Annotated in this window: 18 protein-coding genes; 4 read left to right on the top strand and 14 right to left on the bottom strand. The window is 45.6% G+C overall.

From position 1 onward, the window contains the following. The first annotated feature begins 2 nt into the window (after positions 1 to 2). From J4227_05235 to J4227_05225, 3 genes are read left to right on the top strand one after another with little or no spacing between them, the layout of a single operon-like run. Positions 3 to 2264 carry a DUF2157 domain-containing protein gene (locus J4227_05235; GenBank protein MBS3109905.1) on the top strand — a complete coding sequence of 754 codons (2262 nt, stop codon included), beginning with the start codon at positions 3 to 5 and terminating at the stop codon, positions 2262 to 2264. 2 nt (positions 2265 to 2266) lie between these two features. Next, positions 2267 to 2782 carry a GDYXXLXY domain-containing protein gene (locus J4227_05230; protein MBS3109904.1) on the top strand — a complete coding sequence of 172 codons (516 nt, stop codon included), beginning with the start codon at positions 2267 to 2269 and terminating at the stop codon, positions 2780 to 2782. A gap of 57 nt (positions 2783 to 2839) precedes the next feature. Beyond that, positions 2840 to 4225, top strand: coding sequence for a hypothetical protein (locus tag J4227_05225; protein MBS3109903.1), 1386 nt, complete (start codon positions 2840 to 2842; stop codon positions 4223 to 4225). On the opposite strand, the gene J4227_05220 is transcribed toward J4227_05225, so the two are convergent. From J4227_05220 to J4227_05200, 5 genes are all read right to left on the bottom strand, one after another. Then, the gene (locus tag J4227_05220; GenBank protein ID MBS3109902.1) at positions 4222 to 4581 is read right to left on the bottom strand and encodes a hypothetical protein; all 360 of its coding nucleotides are present in this window, start codon (positions 4579 to 4581) and stop codon (positions 4222 to 4224) included. The genes J4227_05225 and J4227_05220 overlap by 4 nt on opposite strands. 53 nt (positions 4582 to 4634) lie before the next feature. Beyond that, entirely contained in the window at positions 4635 to 4835 is a 201-nt protein-coding gene (locus J4227_05215; GenBank protein MBS3109901.1) for a DUF2283 domain-containing protein, read from the bottom strand. A 180-nt stretch (positions 4836 to 5015) separates the two neighbouring features. Further along, the gene (locus J4227_05210) at positions 5016 to 5171 is read right to left on the bottom strand and encodes a hypothetical protein (GenBank protein MBS3109900.1); all 156 of its coding nucleotides are present in this window, start codon (positions 5169 to 5171) and stop codon (positions 5016 to 5018) included. A 220-nt stretch (positions 5172 to 5391) separates the two neighbouring features. Beyond that, the gene (locus J4227_05205) at positions 5392 to 7278 is read right to left on the bottom strand and encodes an ATP-dependent DNA helicase (protein ID MBS3109899.1); all 1887 of its coding nucleotides are present in this window, start codon (positions 7276 to 7278) and stop codon (positions 5392 to 5394) included. Then, on the bottom strand, positions 7275 to 8000 hold the full coding sequence (locus J4227_05200; protein ID MBS3109898.1) for an HAD family hydrolase: 726 nt from the start codon (positions 7998 to 8000) through the stop codon (positions 7275 to 7277). Before J4227_05200 ends, J4227_05205 begins: the two co-directional genes overlap by 4 nt. Positions 8001 to 8156: 156 nt before the next feature. Here J4227_05200 and J4227_05195 point away from each other — a divergent pair, with 156 nt between their 5' ends. Continuing rightward, a complete protein-coding gene (locus J4227_05195) occupies positions 8157 to 8426 on the top strand; it encodes a winged helix DNA-binding protein (protein MBS3109897.1) in 270 nt (89 codons plus the stop codon). A 39-nt stretch (positions 8427 to 8465) separates the two neighbouring features. Here J4227_05195 and J4227_05190 read toward each other — a convergent pair whose 3' ends face one another. The 9 genes from J4227_05190 to J4227_05150 form a co-directional block, all read right to left on the bottom strand. Next, positions 8466 to 9767, bottom strand: a complete 1302-nt coding sequence (locus J4227_05190) for a hypothetical protein (protein MBS3109896.1) — start codon at positions 9765 to 9767, stop codon at positions 8466 to 8468. Between the two features lie 130 nt (positions 9768 to 9897). Continuing rightward, positions 9898 to 10377: a hypothetical protein gene (locus tag J4227_05185; protein MBS3109895.1), complete on the bottom strand. Its 480-nt coding sequence runs from the start codon at positions 10375 to 10377 to the stop codon at positions 9898 to 9900. 70 nt (positions 10378 to 10447) lie between these two features. Then, positions 10448 to 10759, bottom strand: a complete 312-nt coding sequence (rpsJ, locus tag J4227_05180; GenBank protein MBS3109894.1) for a 30S ribosomal protein S10 — start codon at positions 10757 to 10759, stop codon at positions 10448 to 10450. 85 nt (positions 10760 to 10844) lie between these two features. Then, positions 10845 to 12131 (bottom strand): translation elongation factor EF-1 subunit alpha, encoded by a 1287-nt coding sequence (tuf, locus tag J4227_05175; GenBank protein ID MBS3109893.1) that lies wholly within the window; start codon positions 12129 to 12131, stop codon positions 10845 to 10847. 174 nt (positions 12132 to 12305) lie between these two features. Further along, entirely contained in the window at positions 12306 to 12827 is a 522-nt protein-coding gene (gene idi / locus J4227_05170) for an isopentenyl-diphosphate Delta-isomerase (protein ID MBS3109892.1), read from the bottom strand. A 59-nt stretch (positions 12828 to 12886) separates the two neighbouring features. Continuing rightward, positions 12887 to 13501 carry a hypothetical protein gene (locus tag J4227_05165; GenBank protein MBS3109891.1) on the bottom strand — a complete coding sequence of 205 codons (615 nt, stop codon included), beginning with the start codon at positions 13499 to 13501 and terminating at the stop codon, positions 12887 to 12889. A 105-nt stretch (positions 13502 to 13606) separates the two neighbouring features. Further along, complete coding sequence (locus J4227_05160) at positions 13607 to 14113, bottom strand: DUF192 domain-containing protein (GenBank protein MBS3109890.1); 507 nt, start codon at positions 14111 to 14113, stop codon at positions 13607 to 13609. Between the two features lie 40 nt (positions 14114 to 14153). Beyond that, positions 14154 to 14801, bottom strand: a complete 648-nt coding sequence (locus J4227_05155) for an SdpI family protein (GenBank protein ID MBS3109889.1) — start codon at positions 14799 to 14801, stop codon at positions 14154 to 14156. Between the two features lie 313 nt (positions 14802 to 15114). Further along, a partial coding sequence (locus tag J4227_05150; GenBank protein ID MBS3109888.1) for a hypothetical protein occupies positions 15115 to 15305 on the bottom strand: 191 nt, incomplete at its 5' end.

Below are 15305 nucleotides of genomic sequence, written 5' to 3'. Positions count from 1 at the left end.
ACGTGGTTAACAAAAAAGGGATGGCGTCTTTTGGCACCATTGTTGCAGTAATCGGCTCAATCTTGATTTTTATAGGAGTTGCATGGATAATTGCGCAAAACTGGCATATCTTCAGTTCAGCGGTCAAAATTATTATCCTTGTTTTTTTTACATGCGCAGCATTTGCAAGCGGAGTCATGGCCAGGCTAAAGGGATATGGGGGCACCGCAAAAGCATTATTTGTTCTCGGAGCCCTGCTGTATACCTCCAGCATTTTCCTGATAGCACAGATTTTTCACACAGATGTCTCTTTTCAGGGCACTGCATGGCTATTCCTGCCGGCATGGGCCGGTGTACTGTTCACTGCATACATCCTTCCATCAGCGATTAACCTTGTCCTGGCCCTTGTGGAGTTCCTTGTCTGGCTGTGCCTGCAATACTTTGCATTCATGGACAACGGCTTTGAATTTTCATTTGTCTATTTGTCCTTCATTTTATTGGCAGTCGGAGTCTTTTTTTTCGGGCTTTATTTGCTGCATAAATACAGGCAGCACGCGTTTGCCAGGCTTTATCAATTCTGGGCAGCGTTCTATTTTTTGCTGTATTCCTACCTCTTAAGCTTTCAGCTGATCCTGTCAGTGTTGTGGATTGAAGGAATGGACGCCGGGGGAGGCGTCATGGGGTTTTTTACAGTGGTCGCAATTGTGGCGATAATCATCTTTATTCTTGGGGTAATGCTGGCCAAAAAAAGCGATAGACAAAACCAGAGGGAAATATACTACTTCCTGGGAATTGTTGTCCTTTTGCTCGCGGTGATCGGAGTTTCAAAGCTGGGGTCAAATGAGATTGGGGAGTGCAGGCCTGTGAATTGTTATGAATATAATGGAGCAAACGAATGCAGCCAGGCCAGCATCTGTGAGTGGCGCAATATCAGCAATGGTGACTGCGTACAAAAAAACTGCTACAACATTGACTCTCAAGGGGCATGCGAAGGCAGCGGGTGCAAATGGACCAACCCTAATGCAGCGCCAGCACAGCAACAGTCAACCACCTCCTCCTTGTGCAGCAAGTCTGTAAGGGGCAAGTTCGGTTATGCTCTTGAATTTTCCAATACAGGAAAATCCTACTTGATCAAGGAAGCCCCCTCAGGCCTTCCCACAACTGGCGATAAGACTTTAGCCCTTTGGTTTAAATTCCCGGAAAGTTATCAATCGTCACCCTGCACGCTGGGCGGATTCGGCGCAAATAAAGATGGTGAAAATTTCCAGATTGAAGCCTGTGATTCAAGCCAATTCGGTGTTTTGGGTTGGAATAAAAATAGAGACTGGTTCACCATGGCATCCTCACAGCAGTACAAAGATAACCAGTGGCACCATGTGGCAGTTACCTATGAATCAGGAATAACACTAACGACTTTATACCTGGATGGCAAATTCAGGTCCAGGACACCCAGCTATGCATATAACACTACACCTGAGCGAGTGGTAATTGGAAATGAAATTGATTTAGAGGGCAGAGCTTTCAGAGGCTCTGTAGATGACTTTGCAATATGGGGAAGGGCGCTGACTGCTTCGGAAGTCTTGGATCTCTTTTCCAATTCATTCACAAATGAGAGCCTGAAAAAGGACCTTGCCATACATCTAAGTTTCGAGGATGCTGAAGGGGCTGTTAATTTCGCTGACAGCAGCGGGCACGGCAATATCTTGTCCTGTGTACAAACTCAAACTATCCCGACCTCCGCAATTAGCCCGGGCAAGGGTTATTGTTCCGATACTTATGGCGGAGCGGCAATTTCTTCTATTAGGCAGGAATACAACACTGTGTCGGATAAATGCCGCAGCTCAACTACCCGGTCAACATGCACTTCGGACAGGAATTGCAGCTGGGAAGCGGAATATTATGGCGCATGGAGCCGTTCCAGCATGTCTTTTGCATTATGGGTCATATGGATTTTTTCCAACCTTGTATTCCTTGGCGTAATCCTCGGGATTATTTTCTATGGCACGTGGCAGAGACTGCCCAAACTTGTAAACCTGGGAATATTCTTCTTTGCCCTTTTCATTATTACACGGTATATTGGATTTATGATGGACCTCAGGGGATACCTCAGCTTAAGCCTGATTTTCATAATTGGTGGCATTATCCTTTTGGCCGGTGGCTGGTTTATTGAGAGATGGAGAAGAAAGCTCATCCGTGAAATAAAAGACATGGACAAACCACGTGATTCAGGCCTGGCGAATGAGAACCCGGTCGAATCCCCGCAACCACCTAAACAGGGAGCATAGCTATGAAGCAAACAACAAGGCTGATTATCGGACTTTGTGTCCTTCTCGGTGTTCTGGCAATCATGATACTTATTCTCACATGGCCTTTAATGTTTGGCAAGGAAATCATTCTTGACACAAGGCCTGTTGACCCATTTGACATTTTTCGTGGGCAATACATCACAATTGCATATGAAATCGGGTCAATCCCCTTTGTCGAAGGCGTGAAAAGCGGGGACAATATCTATGTATGGCTGGAGGAAGATGAAAACCATGTTTGGAGATATGCCGGAAGCTCACCAGCAAAGCCGGAAGATAAGGCCTTTATCGCAGGCAAGGTAAATTATGTCTCGGGCAGCACGATGCGGGTGGAATACGGGATTGAGCAATATTTCTTTGAAAGGAATGCTGAATTCAGCACAAGGAACATGCAGGTCGCTGTTAAAGTTGACAGCAATGGAAATGCCCGGATAACGAGGCTGATGCAGGACGGCAAGCCAGTCGTGATAAACTACCAGAACGCTTCCCTTACATCCTGATTCTAATTGCATCTTAAAACAAAAAACTTTATATACACATTTTGAGACATTCAGGGCATGGATGATGGGGCGCGGAAGGAGATTGAAAAGAGGGTAAATGCAGGCGAAGACCCTGCTGTGATAAAGTCAGAGTATGTCGCCAAGGGATTCCTGGAAAATGAGCTGGACAATGTGCTGGGCAAAAAAGCCAAGCCCAAAAGCGACCCCAATGCAGGCAAGTATGCCGCAAAGGATTTCTTTGACACAGTTGGCTATGGCTTTTCATCGCAGCAATTCATAAACATTTTTTTCCTGCAGAGCGGGGCTGGGATTTTCCTGATTGGAATAATCAATGCCGTGAAAACCCTCCTCAGCGTCTTCACATCTACCGTGGTGCAGAGCTACCACAGGAACAGCGCTTACAATAAAAGGGTCGCCATAATTGCAGGCATTTTGTTTTCGCTCTCCATGATTCTGCTTGGTGTCAGCCTGGAGATGAAGAATTACTGGGCGTTTTCCGCATTGATACTGATTTCAGGCGTATTGGTTGCCATTTTTGGGGATTTTTACCTGAAACTGCGGGATAAGTCTGCGGGCAATGCCGTGATGCGGTTCTTGTCCAAATACGGGCTGATAGTCACTGCCGCCGCCCTCATCATAACCGGCTTTTCACTTGACAATATCCCTTACCTGGCTATCTCAGGGATGCACCTGAACAACAGTTTCCTTGTGCTGGGCATATCAGCCCTGGCTTTTTTGCTCGGCATCCTGATTTTCGCATTGGCCAGGCCAGAGCAGGATGTGACACACGAGCACGACAGCGTTTTTCCCCATATTTATGGCGGCCTGGCAAAAATAAAAATTGCATTCCAGGCATTCATGAAGGACAAGCTGACAGCGATAATGATAACATCAAGCATTCTTGTTGCGAGTGTGCAGGTCCTTGGCAATTCCTATTTTGGGATTTACATTTTCCAGAATGCCAGCCACCCCGGGCTGGGCAATTACATGAGCGTGGCATTGGTATTTACCGTGGCTGCATTGACATCCCTGTTCGGCCCCCTGATTTCCAGGATTAACGCAAGGGCATATGGCAAATTCCCGATGCTTGCCTTTGGCACAACATTCATGGCAATAATGCCTTTGACCTATTATTACAACCCGAACATAATCTCAATATCCATGGGGACAATTGTCGGAGTCATAGGCGGGGCCATAGCCGGGGTTGCACATGGCCTCCTCATAAATGACCTGCTCCACGAAACGGAACGGCAGAACTATTTTTCCAGCCTTGGCCTATTGTCCACTGTGCCATACATCATAACCGCGCCCATTGGTGCCTATATTGCATATAAATTCGGCCTGCCGGCATTGTTCCTGGCATTGGGCATTGTCCTCTTGGCTGTTGTATTCCTCTATTTCTCGGTTGTCTGGCTGCACAGAAAGCATAAGACAATGATTTAAGCCTGCCATTTATTCTCTTTAGTGGTCAAAGACAGAATTAGCTGCATCTCTGCGGCGAGTTTGTGATAATGGCTGTGTCTGGCAGCCACAAAAATTGACTTGATGTTTATCTTCGGGTCGCTCTTCAGCGTCATTTTGATGGACTCGCCCGAATAGCAGACATTTTCGATATTGCTACCCATGTACCAGACAAGGTTGGACTGCTCTGGCGGGATCTCAACCGTAGGCTCCTCTTCAAAGATTGTCTTGCCCCAGCTCATTATGACTGCGCCTAACGACACGGCAAAGCCGATGAGAACAACAGTTGCAATCAGCGGGGAAACGCCCCTTCTGCCAAAAAAGCCACTTCTGCGCATAATGGAAGAATATTGGGCATCATCTTAAATATTTTTCGGAATAAGAACAGAAGCTAAGCCGGCATAAGGTTTTGAACTTGAAACTCCTTCAAAACATCTGGATTTCTTTCCCTGACAAAAAGCAATTCTACACCTATGACTTGGCCCTCTTTATTAAAATCAGCTATTGTATTTTCATCTATCTCTTTAGTGTGGTCTATTTTATCATCCCTCAGTGTTATGTACATAGCATCCGCATCATATCTTATTTTCATTATAAGAAAAAAGAGGTAATCACCTTTATATCCTTTTCCTTTACATATACAACTTTAAGGGTGTGGCCATTGAGCTTCTTTACAGCATAATGCTTTTTGCCATTTGTTCTTAGTTCATCAGGCGATTTGATGGTTTCCTGACAGTGAATATAATGCAAGCAAGGTGTTCAGCATTTTTTCTCACTTCTTCAGAAACTTCCCGAGGCTGAGGTTTTTCATGGTGTCCTTCATCATTGCCTCGACTTTTGTGGAAATCTTCATGCCGTTGGCTTCGCAGTACTTCCTGAATTCCTCAAAGACGTCATCGTCTATTGTCATGGAAACTTTCTTTTTCATTGTAGAACCATCCAAAAATGTTTAGCTCTCAGTTCGGGAGATTTCTGAGCACGGCGAAGAATATCTCCCTTGCTTCCGTGCGAGCTGAGGCCAGCTCTGCTGTTGGCTTCGCAGAACTTCCTGAACTCTTCAAAGACATCTTTATCCATAACTATGGATATTTTCTTTTTGGACACTTTGCACACCTGGGCCATTATATGGATAAATCTATATTTATAATTTATGTTTTTATGTTAAAGAAGTTGTTTATTTCCTCAATATACCTGCTGGTGACCCTCAAATTATAGTCGGGCGGGAAGCACCTGGCATAGTGCGGAAAGGCAAACCTTTCATCCAGGAAGACTATTATCCCCCTGTCAGTCTCGCTCCTTATGCACCTCCCTGCGCTTTGCATGCATTTTGTTATGGCCGGGAAAGTGTATGCATAATCAAACCCTTTCCCATATTTCTTGTTGTAATAGTCAATCAACGCCTTTGTCTCGACATCAGGCGGATTGAGCGGGAGGCCTACCACCACCACTGCCTTGAGGAAATCGCCTGGCAGGTCTATTCCCTCGCCAAACGAGCCTGTCGCAGTGCCGAGCAAAACCGCCCCCTCTTTGCTCACGCTTTCCTTCTTGAATTTTTCCAGCAGGCCCTGCCTTTGCCCCTTGTCCATCCTGCTGTCCTCATAAAATATTTTTTTGGTGCAATGCCTGGTAAAAATTTTGGCGACAGTGTCCCGCAGGCTGTAGCTCGGGAAGAAAAATGCTGAATTCCCCGGAACCGCATTGGCAATATCTGCACAGATTTTTCCAATTTTCTCAAATTGCTGCGGGGTTCGCTTGGTGTATTTTGTTGTGGTGTCAGGCACGACCATCCTCAGCACATTGTCCTGCGGAAACGGGCTGCCGAATTCCATGCTCATGGTCCTTGAGTCAAAGCCCAGAAGGTCAGCATACATTGTCGAGGGGGTCAGCGTTCCGGACATGCAGATTATCGAATGGCAGCTTTCAATCGCATCCTTTGTGACGATGCTGGGGTCAAGGCAGTTGTAGGCAAGCCTGACATAAGGCTCCCCTGCAAAGTTCCCAACTGACAATACCCTGACATAGCCTTCATCCTCGCCCCGCCATGCATCCAGGAATCTCGCAACGCTTCCAACAAAGCTGAATCTTTGCTTGTTCCTGATGCTTTCAGCTGCCATCTCCATGTCCTCAACCATCATATCATAGTCGGCAATCTTTCTTGCGGGCTCCATCAGCGATTCCCTTGTAACAGCCATCTCATCCTTGAGGTCCCCTGACAATGCGTTGAGCACATTTTGCAGGCCAACAAGGTGCGACAGCACTGCCTCATGCTTGAATTTCCTGGCTTCCTGTATGGCCCTTTTCATGATAAAGCTCGAAATATGTATGCTCATGAGGCTTCTCAGCCGCGCCGGCAGGTTATGCGCCTCGTCCACAATGACAATTGCATCCTCCATCTTTTTTTCAATGCGCCTGAAGAATGAATCCCTCACTGCCGGGCTGAAAAGATAGTAATAATCCCCTATGATGACTTTGGCCTCGCTGCCAAGAAATGCTGCCATCTCATACGGGCATAATTTTTCCTGCGCCGAAACCTCAATTATTTTTTCAGTGTGGTTTATTGCCCGCTTAAGCTCGTCGGCAACAGTCCTTGCCTTGACGCTTACCTTGTTGTTTTTTCTGAAGTTGGTGTAGTAGTCACACTTGTCTTCCTCCCTCAGCTGGCGGCAGTAGTCAATAAATTCGCCGGAAGTTGTGCGATCCATGCCCGGGAAAATGCACATGTGCTTTTTTCCGATTATGTCAGTTGCTGAAAATTCCGTCCCAAACTTTTCCTTGATGGCCTTTAGCGTGTCAATTGCTATGACATGCTGCGTATGCCTTGATGTGAGGAAGAAAACAGTTTTTTTGTTTTCAATGGCAAATTTCAATGCAGGGCCGAGGCTGGCGACGGTTTTCCCCAATCCTGTGGGCGCGTGTATTATCAGGTGCTTCCTTTCCTTCAGCGCATGCCGGATGGCCACAATAAGCTTGTCCTGCTCGTTGCGGACATTCCCAAAGGGAAAAAGGAACCCTTCATTATCATCCTTTTCATTCATAGCAATGACAGGAACTGGCTTGTGTTTTTAAGGTTAGGCAGGCAGTAAGTGGGCCTGTGCTTTTTGAGCTCAGAAAATGGGGTTATGCCAGTCGCTACAGCCATTGTCCGGCAACCATTCCTTTTTCCGCTCAGTATATCATGCACTGTGTCCCCGACGACCAGGATTTTTTTCCTGTCCAGCCTTTTCCCAATCCTTTTTTCCAAGAGCCTGATTGATTTTCTGAGAAAAACTGCACGGCTGCTGGCTTTGTCGGCATAACAGTCCATGGCAAAATATTTTTTCAGGCCCGAAGCATTCAAAACCTGGCTCCCTGTATTTTTTGTATTGCCCGTTATCATGACCATGGGGATTTTCCTTCTCCATAACTGTCGGAGAATCTCCCCTGTCCCTGGCAATGGCCTTACCCTTATCACGGCAATTGCCTTTTTCATCCTCCTGGCCCGGTCAGCCCATAGCGCGGGCAATTTCCTGTCTGCTTCTTTCTTGCTGATGCCATAATGCTTTAGGATATTCTCGACAAATGGCTTCTCCGGCAGGCCGTGCCCGGCGTTCCAGACTTTCCTCGACAGCCTTATGTTCCAGATTTTGCGGTAATTCTCAGTCTCAATCCTGAAATAAAAATTATTAAGGCTCACCAATGTCCCGTCAAGGTCAAAGAAAACTGCGTTTATCTTTTTTGTTGCATACATCTTATTGTATATATCTGCATAAAAATCCATTTAAAAATTTTTCCATTGCCAACTTTTTCAAATTTTGTAAAAAATGACAAAACAAAATATTTATAAACTCCAACATATATGCTATAAACTATAATTTTCAGTCAAGCCCCGGATGCCGGGGCTTTAGCTAGCATGAATTTACCGAGGGGCAGTGGGATGAAAAACAAGAAAATCTTCAACACATTTTTTCGGGAGAAACCCTCAATGATGCTTGTCAACCTCTACAATGCCAAAGGCGAAATGTACGCTTCAGCGCTGGCAAAATCAGTGGACTGCACCTATTCACATGTTGTAAAAATCCTGCAGGAGATGCAGAAGTCCGGCCTTGTCAATTTTGAGAAAACAGGCAGGCTGAAACTTTTGGCCCTCACAAAGCTCGGCGCAGAAGTTGCAGAGTCAATTGAAAAGGTCAGGCAGATATTGTAAGCGCTGCCAAATTTATTTCTTCAAAAACCTACTTATTACCTAGAACTGTATTGGAACTGCTCCGGCAACAAGGCCTGACCCGAAAGCATCCCCCAAAACCTTGCTTCCCTCTTTAACTTTAATTAGCCTTGGCTGCTGGCCAGTGCCAACTTTAAGCAAGTCCCGATAATCAAGGGCAATCTGGTCATTTTTCAATGCAGTGCCGCTTAGAACCAAGTCCATCTCTTCCAGTGTCATCGGAGGCCTTTCCCTATATTCAGGATGTATCCCAATGGCATTCATATTTTTTAATTTATTGAGGTGGCGCAGATAGACCCATTGGTTTGTGTTTATGCCTTCTTTCCTGGCTTCATCAAGCGCAATGAGCCATGTTGCGCTGGACATGTTGCCGTACTTATGGACGTTGATTAGGGTTTTTTCAAGAGGCACGCCTGCAACGTCCCCTGCCTTGTGAATTATCCATAAATTTGCCTGATGCGGGTCAAAAATGACATCGTCTAAGTGCCAGCCTGCGGCATCAGCTGCTTTTTGCGCCAAGTCAGCCATTGTCTTGGAAGCATGGATGAAGACATATTTGCCAAAGGCCATGCGGCACATATTTCGGCCGTCATGAAGTATATAATTAAGCTTATTGTCATGGGGGTCGGCTGAAGTTGCCAGGCCTTGCACACCCTTTTCCAAATCACTGCCCGGCTTCAATATCATTGCTCCAGCCCCATCACTGAAAAGGTTGGAATTGATGTCCCTCTCCACATAATCTGCCTGCTTTGTGAGATGCTCCAGCCCAACTATCAAATATGGGCCCTGTTCATTGTACATTATCCTGTCTGCTGCATGGCCAACCGCGAAACACGAGCCGGCACACGCACCTGCCAAGTCTACGGCGTAATTGACATTTCTTGCGCCGAGCATCTCAGTAATTTTCGCTGCCATGCTGGGATACCTGTTTGGGTTGCTGATGCTGGCAACAATGACCCCTTTCAGTTCCTCTGGCTTCATCCGGGCATCGTCCAAGGCATCCTTGGCAGCCATAAATGCCATGTAAACTGCATCCTTGTCCTCATCAAGGACGCGCCGTTCAAGAACACCGCTGGCCTTCAGCACTTCCCATTCATTCTGAAAAACCTTTGGATTTGACTTGGTTCCATCCAAGCCTATATTGTACCATGGCTGCCCGTCCATGAAAAAAGAATTGTCCCTGACATTGCCCGGCAGATACCTTCCTGTGCCAGCAACCTCAGCGCTCCTGGCAGTCAAAACCCTATAGCCCTGAGCCTGCAAAACCCTTGCATAGTCCACAAGATTAAGAGGCATTTCCTTGAGCACTTGCGAATTTCTCATTGATTTTTAAAATTGCACGGGATATAAAAACCTTTGCGAGGGATATCACTCGCAAGTGAAAAGAAGGTGAAAAATTTCCTCACTTCGCATTACTCTAAAATGAGCCAGCTTGTCAATTGCGGATTTAAGCCTATTGCCGGCTGCTATCTGGCACCATTAATGCAGAATTATGCTCATTTATTATTGACTCAATTGATTTGAAACCCTCGGGGCTTTCCAGCCAGTCCCTTACCTGCTCTATGTATTGGCGGCCGGCCTGTAACTTTGTAACACCCTTAATCGACCTTAACTCATCATTTTGCCTTATCCTGGACCAATATTCAACTGCACTATCCACTCTGATTTTTGCTTCGCGCAGATTTTCGTCTATGAGGGCAATTTTCGACTCTTCCAGGTTTTGAAGGAACAATGACTTGTAGGCTCCTTGCTCAGCATTGTAAACTGCCTGGTATAAGTCGCTGCTTGATTTAATATTATGATTCCTGAGAACTCCGCTGGCTTTCCTTATTGCGGATAGAGCCTCATTATATCTCCCTTCTGTTGAGTATGACGCAGCCCTGGCTAAATACGAATCCCTTTCTCTCTTTGCTTCATGATATTGTGATGCCATGCTTTTTACCTGCCGATTATTTTTTTCAAAAAACAGAACTCTTTTTTTATTAAAAATCATAAAATAAAAATCAAACATCAACCATCTCAATCTCAATGTTAAGCCCTTCAGGAATCGGAACCCTCATGACCAATCTCAGGGCCCTTTCATCAATGCCAAGGTCAATGAGCCTCTTGTGGACGCGCATCTCAAACCTGTCCCATGTGGCTGTGCCGTTCCCTGCCGGGCCTTTCCTTGTGGTAAGCTTAAGCCTTTTTGTGGGCAAAGGAATCGGACCGCGGATTTCAACCCCTGTCTTGTCAGCAATCTCTTTTATGTATTGGCAAGTTTGGTTTATCTTTGTAATATCAATGCTTGCCAACTTGATCCTTGCTTTTTGCATTTTTTCTCCTCATTGATTGCCTAGGGGTTTGCCACACGACAATGCCTGGTTAGCCGTGCTGTCCAATAAAAGACAGGTTGAAGGCTTACTTCTTGACCAGGTCAATGCACATGCCCGCTGCGACTGTGGAACCTGAGTCCCTTATCGCGAACCTTGCCAGGTGCGGGATATCCTTGTATTTTTCAATTACCAAGGGATGCACTGGCTTGATTTTCACGATAGCCGCATCGCCGTTCTTGATAAAGTCGGGCTTCTCCTGCAGTACTTCTCCTGTTGCAGGGTTCAGCTTCTTCACCAATTCGATGAACTGGCACGCTACCTGTGCTGTGTGGATGTGGAACACAGGCGTATATCCTACTGTGACAACAGTTGGATGGTTCAGCACCACAATCTGCGCAGTGAACTCTGTTGCAACTGTTGGAGCATTGTCAACATGGCCCAGGACGTCGCCCCTTGCGATATCCTTCTTGTTCAGGCCCCGCACGTTAAAGCCGATGTTGTCGCCAGGCTCTGCCTGCTGCATCTGCTCATGGTGCATCTCAATTGTCTTGACTTCGCCGGTAACGCCCTTGCCTTCCCTTCCTGGCACGACGATGACCTTGTCGTTGACTTTCATAATGCCTGTTTCAACCCTTCCTACAGGGACTACTCCAATTCCTGTGATGTTATACACATCCTGGATTGGCAGCCTCAATGGGAGCTGGGTTGGCTTTTCAGGAGTCTTAAACTGGTCCAGGGCTTCAAGCAATGTCGGGCCTGTCCACCATGGGAAATTTTCTGATTTCTTGGCGACATTGTCCCCCTTAAGGGAAGCCAATGGAATGAATGGCACTTCATCAGGCTTGTAGCCAACTGTTTTCAGGAGGTTTGACACCTCAGCCTTAACAGCTTCATACCTCTTCTGGTCATAGCCGACCATGTCGAGCTTGTTCACGCCAACAATGAGCTGCTGGACACCCAAAGTCTTTGAAAGGAACACATGCTCCTTTGTCTGGGCCTGCACGCCATCGCTTGCATTGCCTGAAACAATCAGAATTGCCGCGTCTGCCTGTGATGCCCCTGTAATCATGTTCTTGATAAAGTCCCTGTGGCCAGGCGCATCGATTATTGTGAAATAATACTTCGGAGTCTCGAATTTCTTGTGTGAAAGGTCAATTGTGACTCCCCTTTCCTGCTCTTCCTTCAGGTTGTCCATAATGAATGCGAACTCGAATCCGACTTTTCCAAGTTCCTTAGCCTTGTCCTTGAGCTTTCTCATAGACTGTTCGTCAATATTTCCAGAATCATACAAAAGTCGTCCAACTGTGGTTGATTTGCCGTGATCGACATGCCCGATAACAACCAGGTTAATATGTTCCTTATTCTTGGCCATTTTATATTACCTCCTCATTAAACAATGTTCCCCACTCTTTCAGTATAAGGACGCATAAATGCGTCGGAATTGGGATTTAGCAGGGCTTTATAAATCTTATTGTTGTGACGTCTATATCCATATACACAATTTCTGCGCACAAGATGCTATTGTCCCTCATTTTGCCATTGCCCCTTATTTATAATCCGCATAATTGCCCATATATTTTTCAAATGCAATCTTAAACCAATAAGTGTATTTTCCAGGATGCACCTTCATGCCCTGCTGAAGCTCATCAACTCCGGTCCATTCCCAATTATCCACCTCATCGGGATTGGGCTCAGGGGCGCCATTGAATTCCCCGATGAAAACATGGAGAAATTCGTGCTCGGTCAGGCCGTTGTCAAGCCCAACCTTGTAGATGAATGTAAAAAGCTCCCTGAGCGCGCATTTAATGCCTATCTCTTCCATCAGCCTTCTCTCCGCGGCCTTTTCTATGGATTCGCTTGGCCGCGGATGCCCGCAGCACACATTGCTCCATTTGCCGCCTGAATGGTATTTAATGTTTGCCCTCTGCTGAAGAAGCATTTCCCCGTTCTTATTCAAAATTAATATAGAGAAGGCGCGGTGCAGCAGCCCTTTTTTGTGCACGCTGGTTTTTTCCCCGGCGCCGATTTCCCTGTCATTTTGGTCGACAAGGATTATTTGCTCTTCCATAAACAAGCATTAGCCGGCATCGCTTAAAAATTTTATCCAAGAAATAATCACACTGGCCACTAAGCCTGTTTTTCCGGAGTTGCCTCAATCAGTGCCCGCACTTTATCCCCCAGTTCCAGCGCCCTCCTTCTTGGGCCCCTGACAAATCCAATCATGCTGCTTACAAATTGACTGGAGTTGTAAATATTTCTGAAATGGGCACTTACATATCTTTTTCCAAGCATGGTCAATTGCTTTATGGTCTCCACATCTTTCTCATGCGGTTTTAGCAAAGCATAAACTTTTTTCAGTTCACCGGAATTATCCATGATTGTTCCTTCTTTCTCTACATGCATATGACTGGCAACACTATCCGGAATGAGTTCTGTTATATCCTTAAACATCCCCACTACTAGCATGTCCTGAGTGACATTGTCGTGCAAAATTATATCAATTACCTGTTCTGGCGCAAATAACGCTTCTCTCTCAGTTTCAGTTGCTTTATGATATCCATATGTCCCGACATTCCTAATACCCTCATAAGGGCCAATCGCACTGCGCTGCACAAGGACAATATCACCCGGAGCTATATTCCTAATATAACTGCTGGTAAGCTTGGCCGTGGCATTATTTGGCAGCCTTGCTATGGCATATTTTCCAACATTATCTACCCTCTCCACCTGTACAATGGGCATGCTGTTTCCTCCTGAAGAAAATTTCGGAAAAACAATTAATCCACCTAATCAACCTGCTGATAAATTTCAAGACCCCTTTTTTAGGATACCAGAAACACCATGCTTTTAACTTTTTGCAACAATGTCAGCCTGGCTGCCAGTTTTTATGCCCAGTTTTTCCGCAAGGCCGGCATTTATTTCAAGCACGTATTTTGCCGGCGCAGTTGGCTCATTAAGCGTGCATGGTTCCCCGCTGCAAGGCTGGGCATTCGGCGCAATGTGCACCACCTTGCCGTCCTTATTAATCCATATGATATCGAGGGGGATAAGGGTATTTTTCATCCAAAAGCCATAAATCCCCTCCCTCTCAAAAATAAAGAGCATGCCGGCCTGCTCGTCAAGGCTTTCCCTGTTCATCAGTCCCCGTTCCCTGTCAACTGGAGTTGTCGCGCGCTCAATTTCAAAGCACACTTCCTTAAAGCAAACCAGGTCCTGGCTGTCAGGCAGCAGGCTCCCAGAGCATCCTGAGAGGACTGCCAGCACAAGCATAGCAATAGAAATTAAAATACCTTTTCCATATCGGAATTTTATATTATGGTAAATTGCCCTCTTCGCCTTCCTTCTTGGTGCCATTTTGATATTAACCCGGATAAGAATGATCTTTTGCTGCTTGTTATTTAATCTTTCGCTCCTTGGCGTTCCTATACTCCAGGTAAGAATAAACCACTGAAACAATTGCAGCCAGCATTATCGACACTATCACGATGATAAACTGGTAATCCGGCATAAAGAATGATAAAATGGATATAATCCCCGCAGCCTTGAAGAGCTTGCCGCCGAGCTTATGGGGTTTGTCCCAGACTTTTTCATCGCTGAGAGTCCACGGCGTCCTAATCCCAATGGTCCAGTTCATTTTTGCGTGGCCCATGAGTATCCCAATATAATAGAACAGGACGCCCAATGCCGGCATAATCATCTTGCCCATGTCAAATTCATGCCCGAGATTGTAGGCTATTGTAAGGGAGTATATATAGAGCAGGAAAAGCATCATCAATGCAATGAACCAGTCAAAATACGGCCGGAACTCATCAATATTTTTTTTCTTCGGGTCTATGGCCGGGATAATAACCAGCAACAGCAAAACAGCAACAGATACAATGGGCATGAGAAACACGCCCCAGAATTTCGGCATGTAGCCATCAACTTCGCCACTGGCATTCCAATGCGATGCAACCCTGTCAGGCATTTTCCCGTAAAAATAAAATGCACCCGCAAATGATAAAGCAACTGCAACAATTGCAATCCAAACTGCCTTGTTCATGGGGCGGCATAAAGCCCCATCATTATTAATGTTATCGGTTAAAGATAGCACTTGTTAAACATTGTACTTTCTGAAAAGTAGTTAATTGAACAAAGATTTATAATGAGGGAATTGTTATTCTATCGTCGTGAACACAGAAAAAACCTGAAATTTTAGGGTTGTCGTCTATGGCGCTTTCCGCAGAAACGCTACAAGCCCCAGATGACAGTTCTCGGATAATTTCTGATATCTGGCAGATAAATCGATACGGAAACTTGCTTTTCTTAGATATCTGAGCAATCCGAGAATGTTGTTTTGAATGGTGACAGAAATTTTAATCTTCAAAATCAATAATAATCGGAACATGATCACTGTATTTTATCCAATCTTCATAATTGCCGACTTCAACATTTTTTAAAACAAAATGTTTAGGGCGAGCCTTTGAAAGAAACCTCTGGGCTTTAGCCCAGAGATGAATTTCAAAGTTCAAAGGCGAGCAATAAACTTTTTCTTTTCTGATAATAA

The sequence above is a fragment of the Candidatus Woesearchaeota archaeon genome (assembly GCA_018303405.1).
Classification (GTDB): domain Archaea; phylum Nanobdellota; class Nanobdellia; order Woesearchaeales; family JABMPP01; genus JAGVYD01.
The sequence above is the reverse complement of the archived record's forward strand: the minus strand, read 5'-3'. Positions and strand labels throughout refer to the sequence as shown.

Coding starts and splice junctions, on each gene's coding strand:
- J4227_05155 (MBS3109889.1), bottom strand. CDS start 14,801: ATGAACAAGGCAGTTTGGATTGCAATTGTTGCAGTTGCTTTATCATTT.
- J4227_05220 (MBS3109902.1), bottom strand. CDS start 4,581: ATGCGCAGAAGTGGCTTTTTTGGCAGAAGGGGCGTTTCCCCGCTGATT.
- idi (MBS3109892.1), bottom strand. CDS start 12,827: ATGGAAGAGCAAATAATCCTTGTCGACCAAAATGACAGGGAAATCGGC.
- J4227_05225 (MBS3109903.1), top strand. CDS start 2,840: ATGGATGATGGGGCGCGGAAGGAGATTGAAAAGAGGGTAAATGCAGGC.
- J4227_05185 (MBS3109895.1), bottom strand. CDS start 10,377: ATGGCATCACAATATCATGAAGCAAAGAGAGAAAGGGATTCGTATTTA.
- J4227_05195 (MBS3109897.1), top strand. CDS start 8,157: ATGAAAAACAAGAAAATCTTCAACACATTTTTTCGGGAGAAACCCTCA.
- J4227_05210 (MBS3109900.1), bottom strand. CDS start 5,171: ATGAAAAAGAAAGTTTCCATGACAATAGACGATGACGTCTTTGAGGAA.
- tuf (MBS3109893.1), bottom strand. CDS start 12,131: ATGGCCAAGAATAAGGAACATATTAACCTGGTTGTTATCGGGCATGTC.
- J4227_05160 (MBS3109890.1), bottom strand. CDS start 14,113: ATGGCACCAAGAAGGAAGGCGAAGAGGGCAATTTACCATAATATAAAA.
- J4227_05190 (MBS3109896.1), bottom strand. CDS start 9,767: ATGAGAAATTCGCAAGTGCTCAAGGAAATGCCTCTTAATCTTGTGGAC.
- J4227_05205 (MBS3109899.1), bottom strand. CDS start 7,278: ATGAATGAAAAGGATGATAATGAAGGGTTCCTTTTTCCCTTTGGGAAT.
- J4227_05200 (MBS3109898.1), bottom strand. CDS start 8,000: ATGGATTTTTATGCAGATATATACAATAAGATGTATGCAACAAAAAAG.
- J4227_05165 (MBS3109891.1), bottom strand. CDS start 13,501: ATGCCCATTGTACAGGTGGAGAGGGTAGATAATGTTGGAAAATATGCC.
- rpsJ (MBS3109894.1), bottom strand. CDS start 10,759: ATGCAAAAAGCAAGGATCAAGTTGGCAAGCATTGATATTACAAAGATA.
- J4227_05230 (MBS3109904.1), top strand. CDS start 2,267: ATGAAGCAAACAACAAGGCTGATTATCGGACTTTGTGTCCTTCTCGGT.
- J4227_05215 (MBS3109901.1), bottom strand. CDS start 4,835: ATGAAAATAAGATATGATGCGGATGCTATGTACATAACACTGAGGGAT.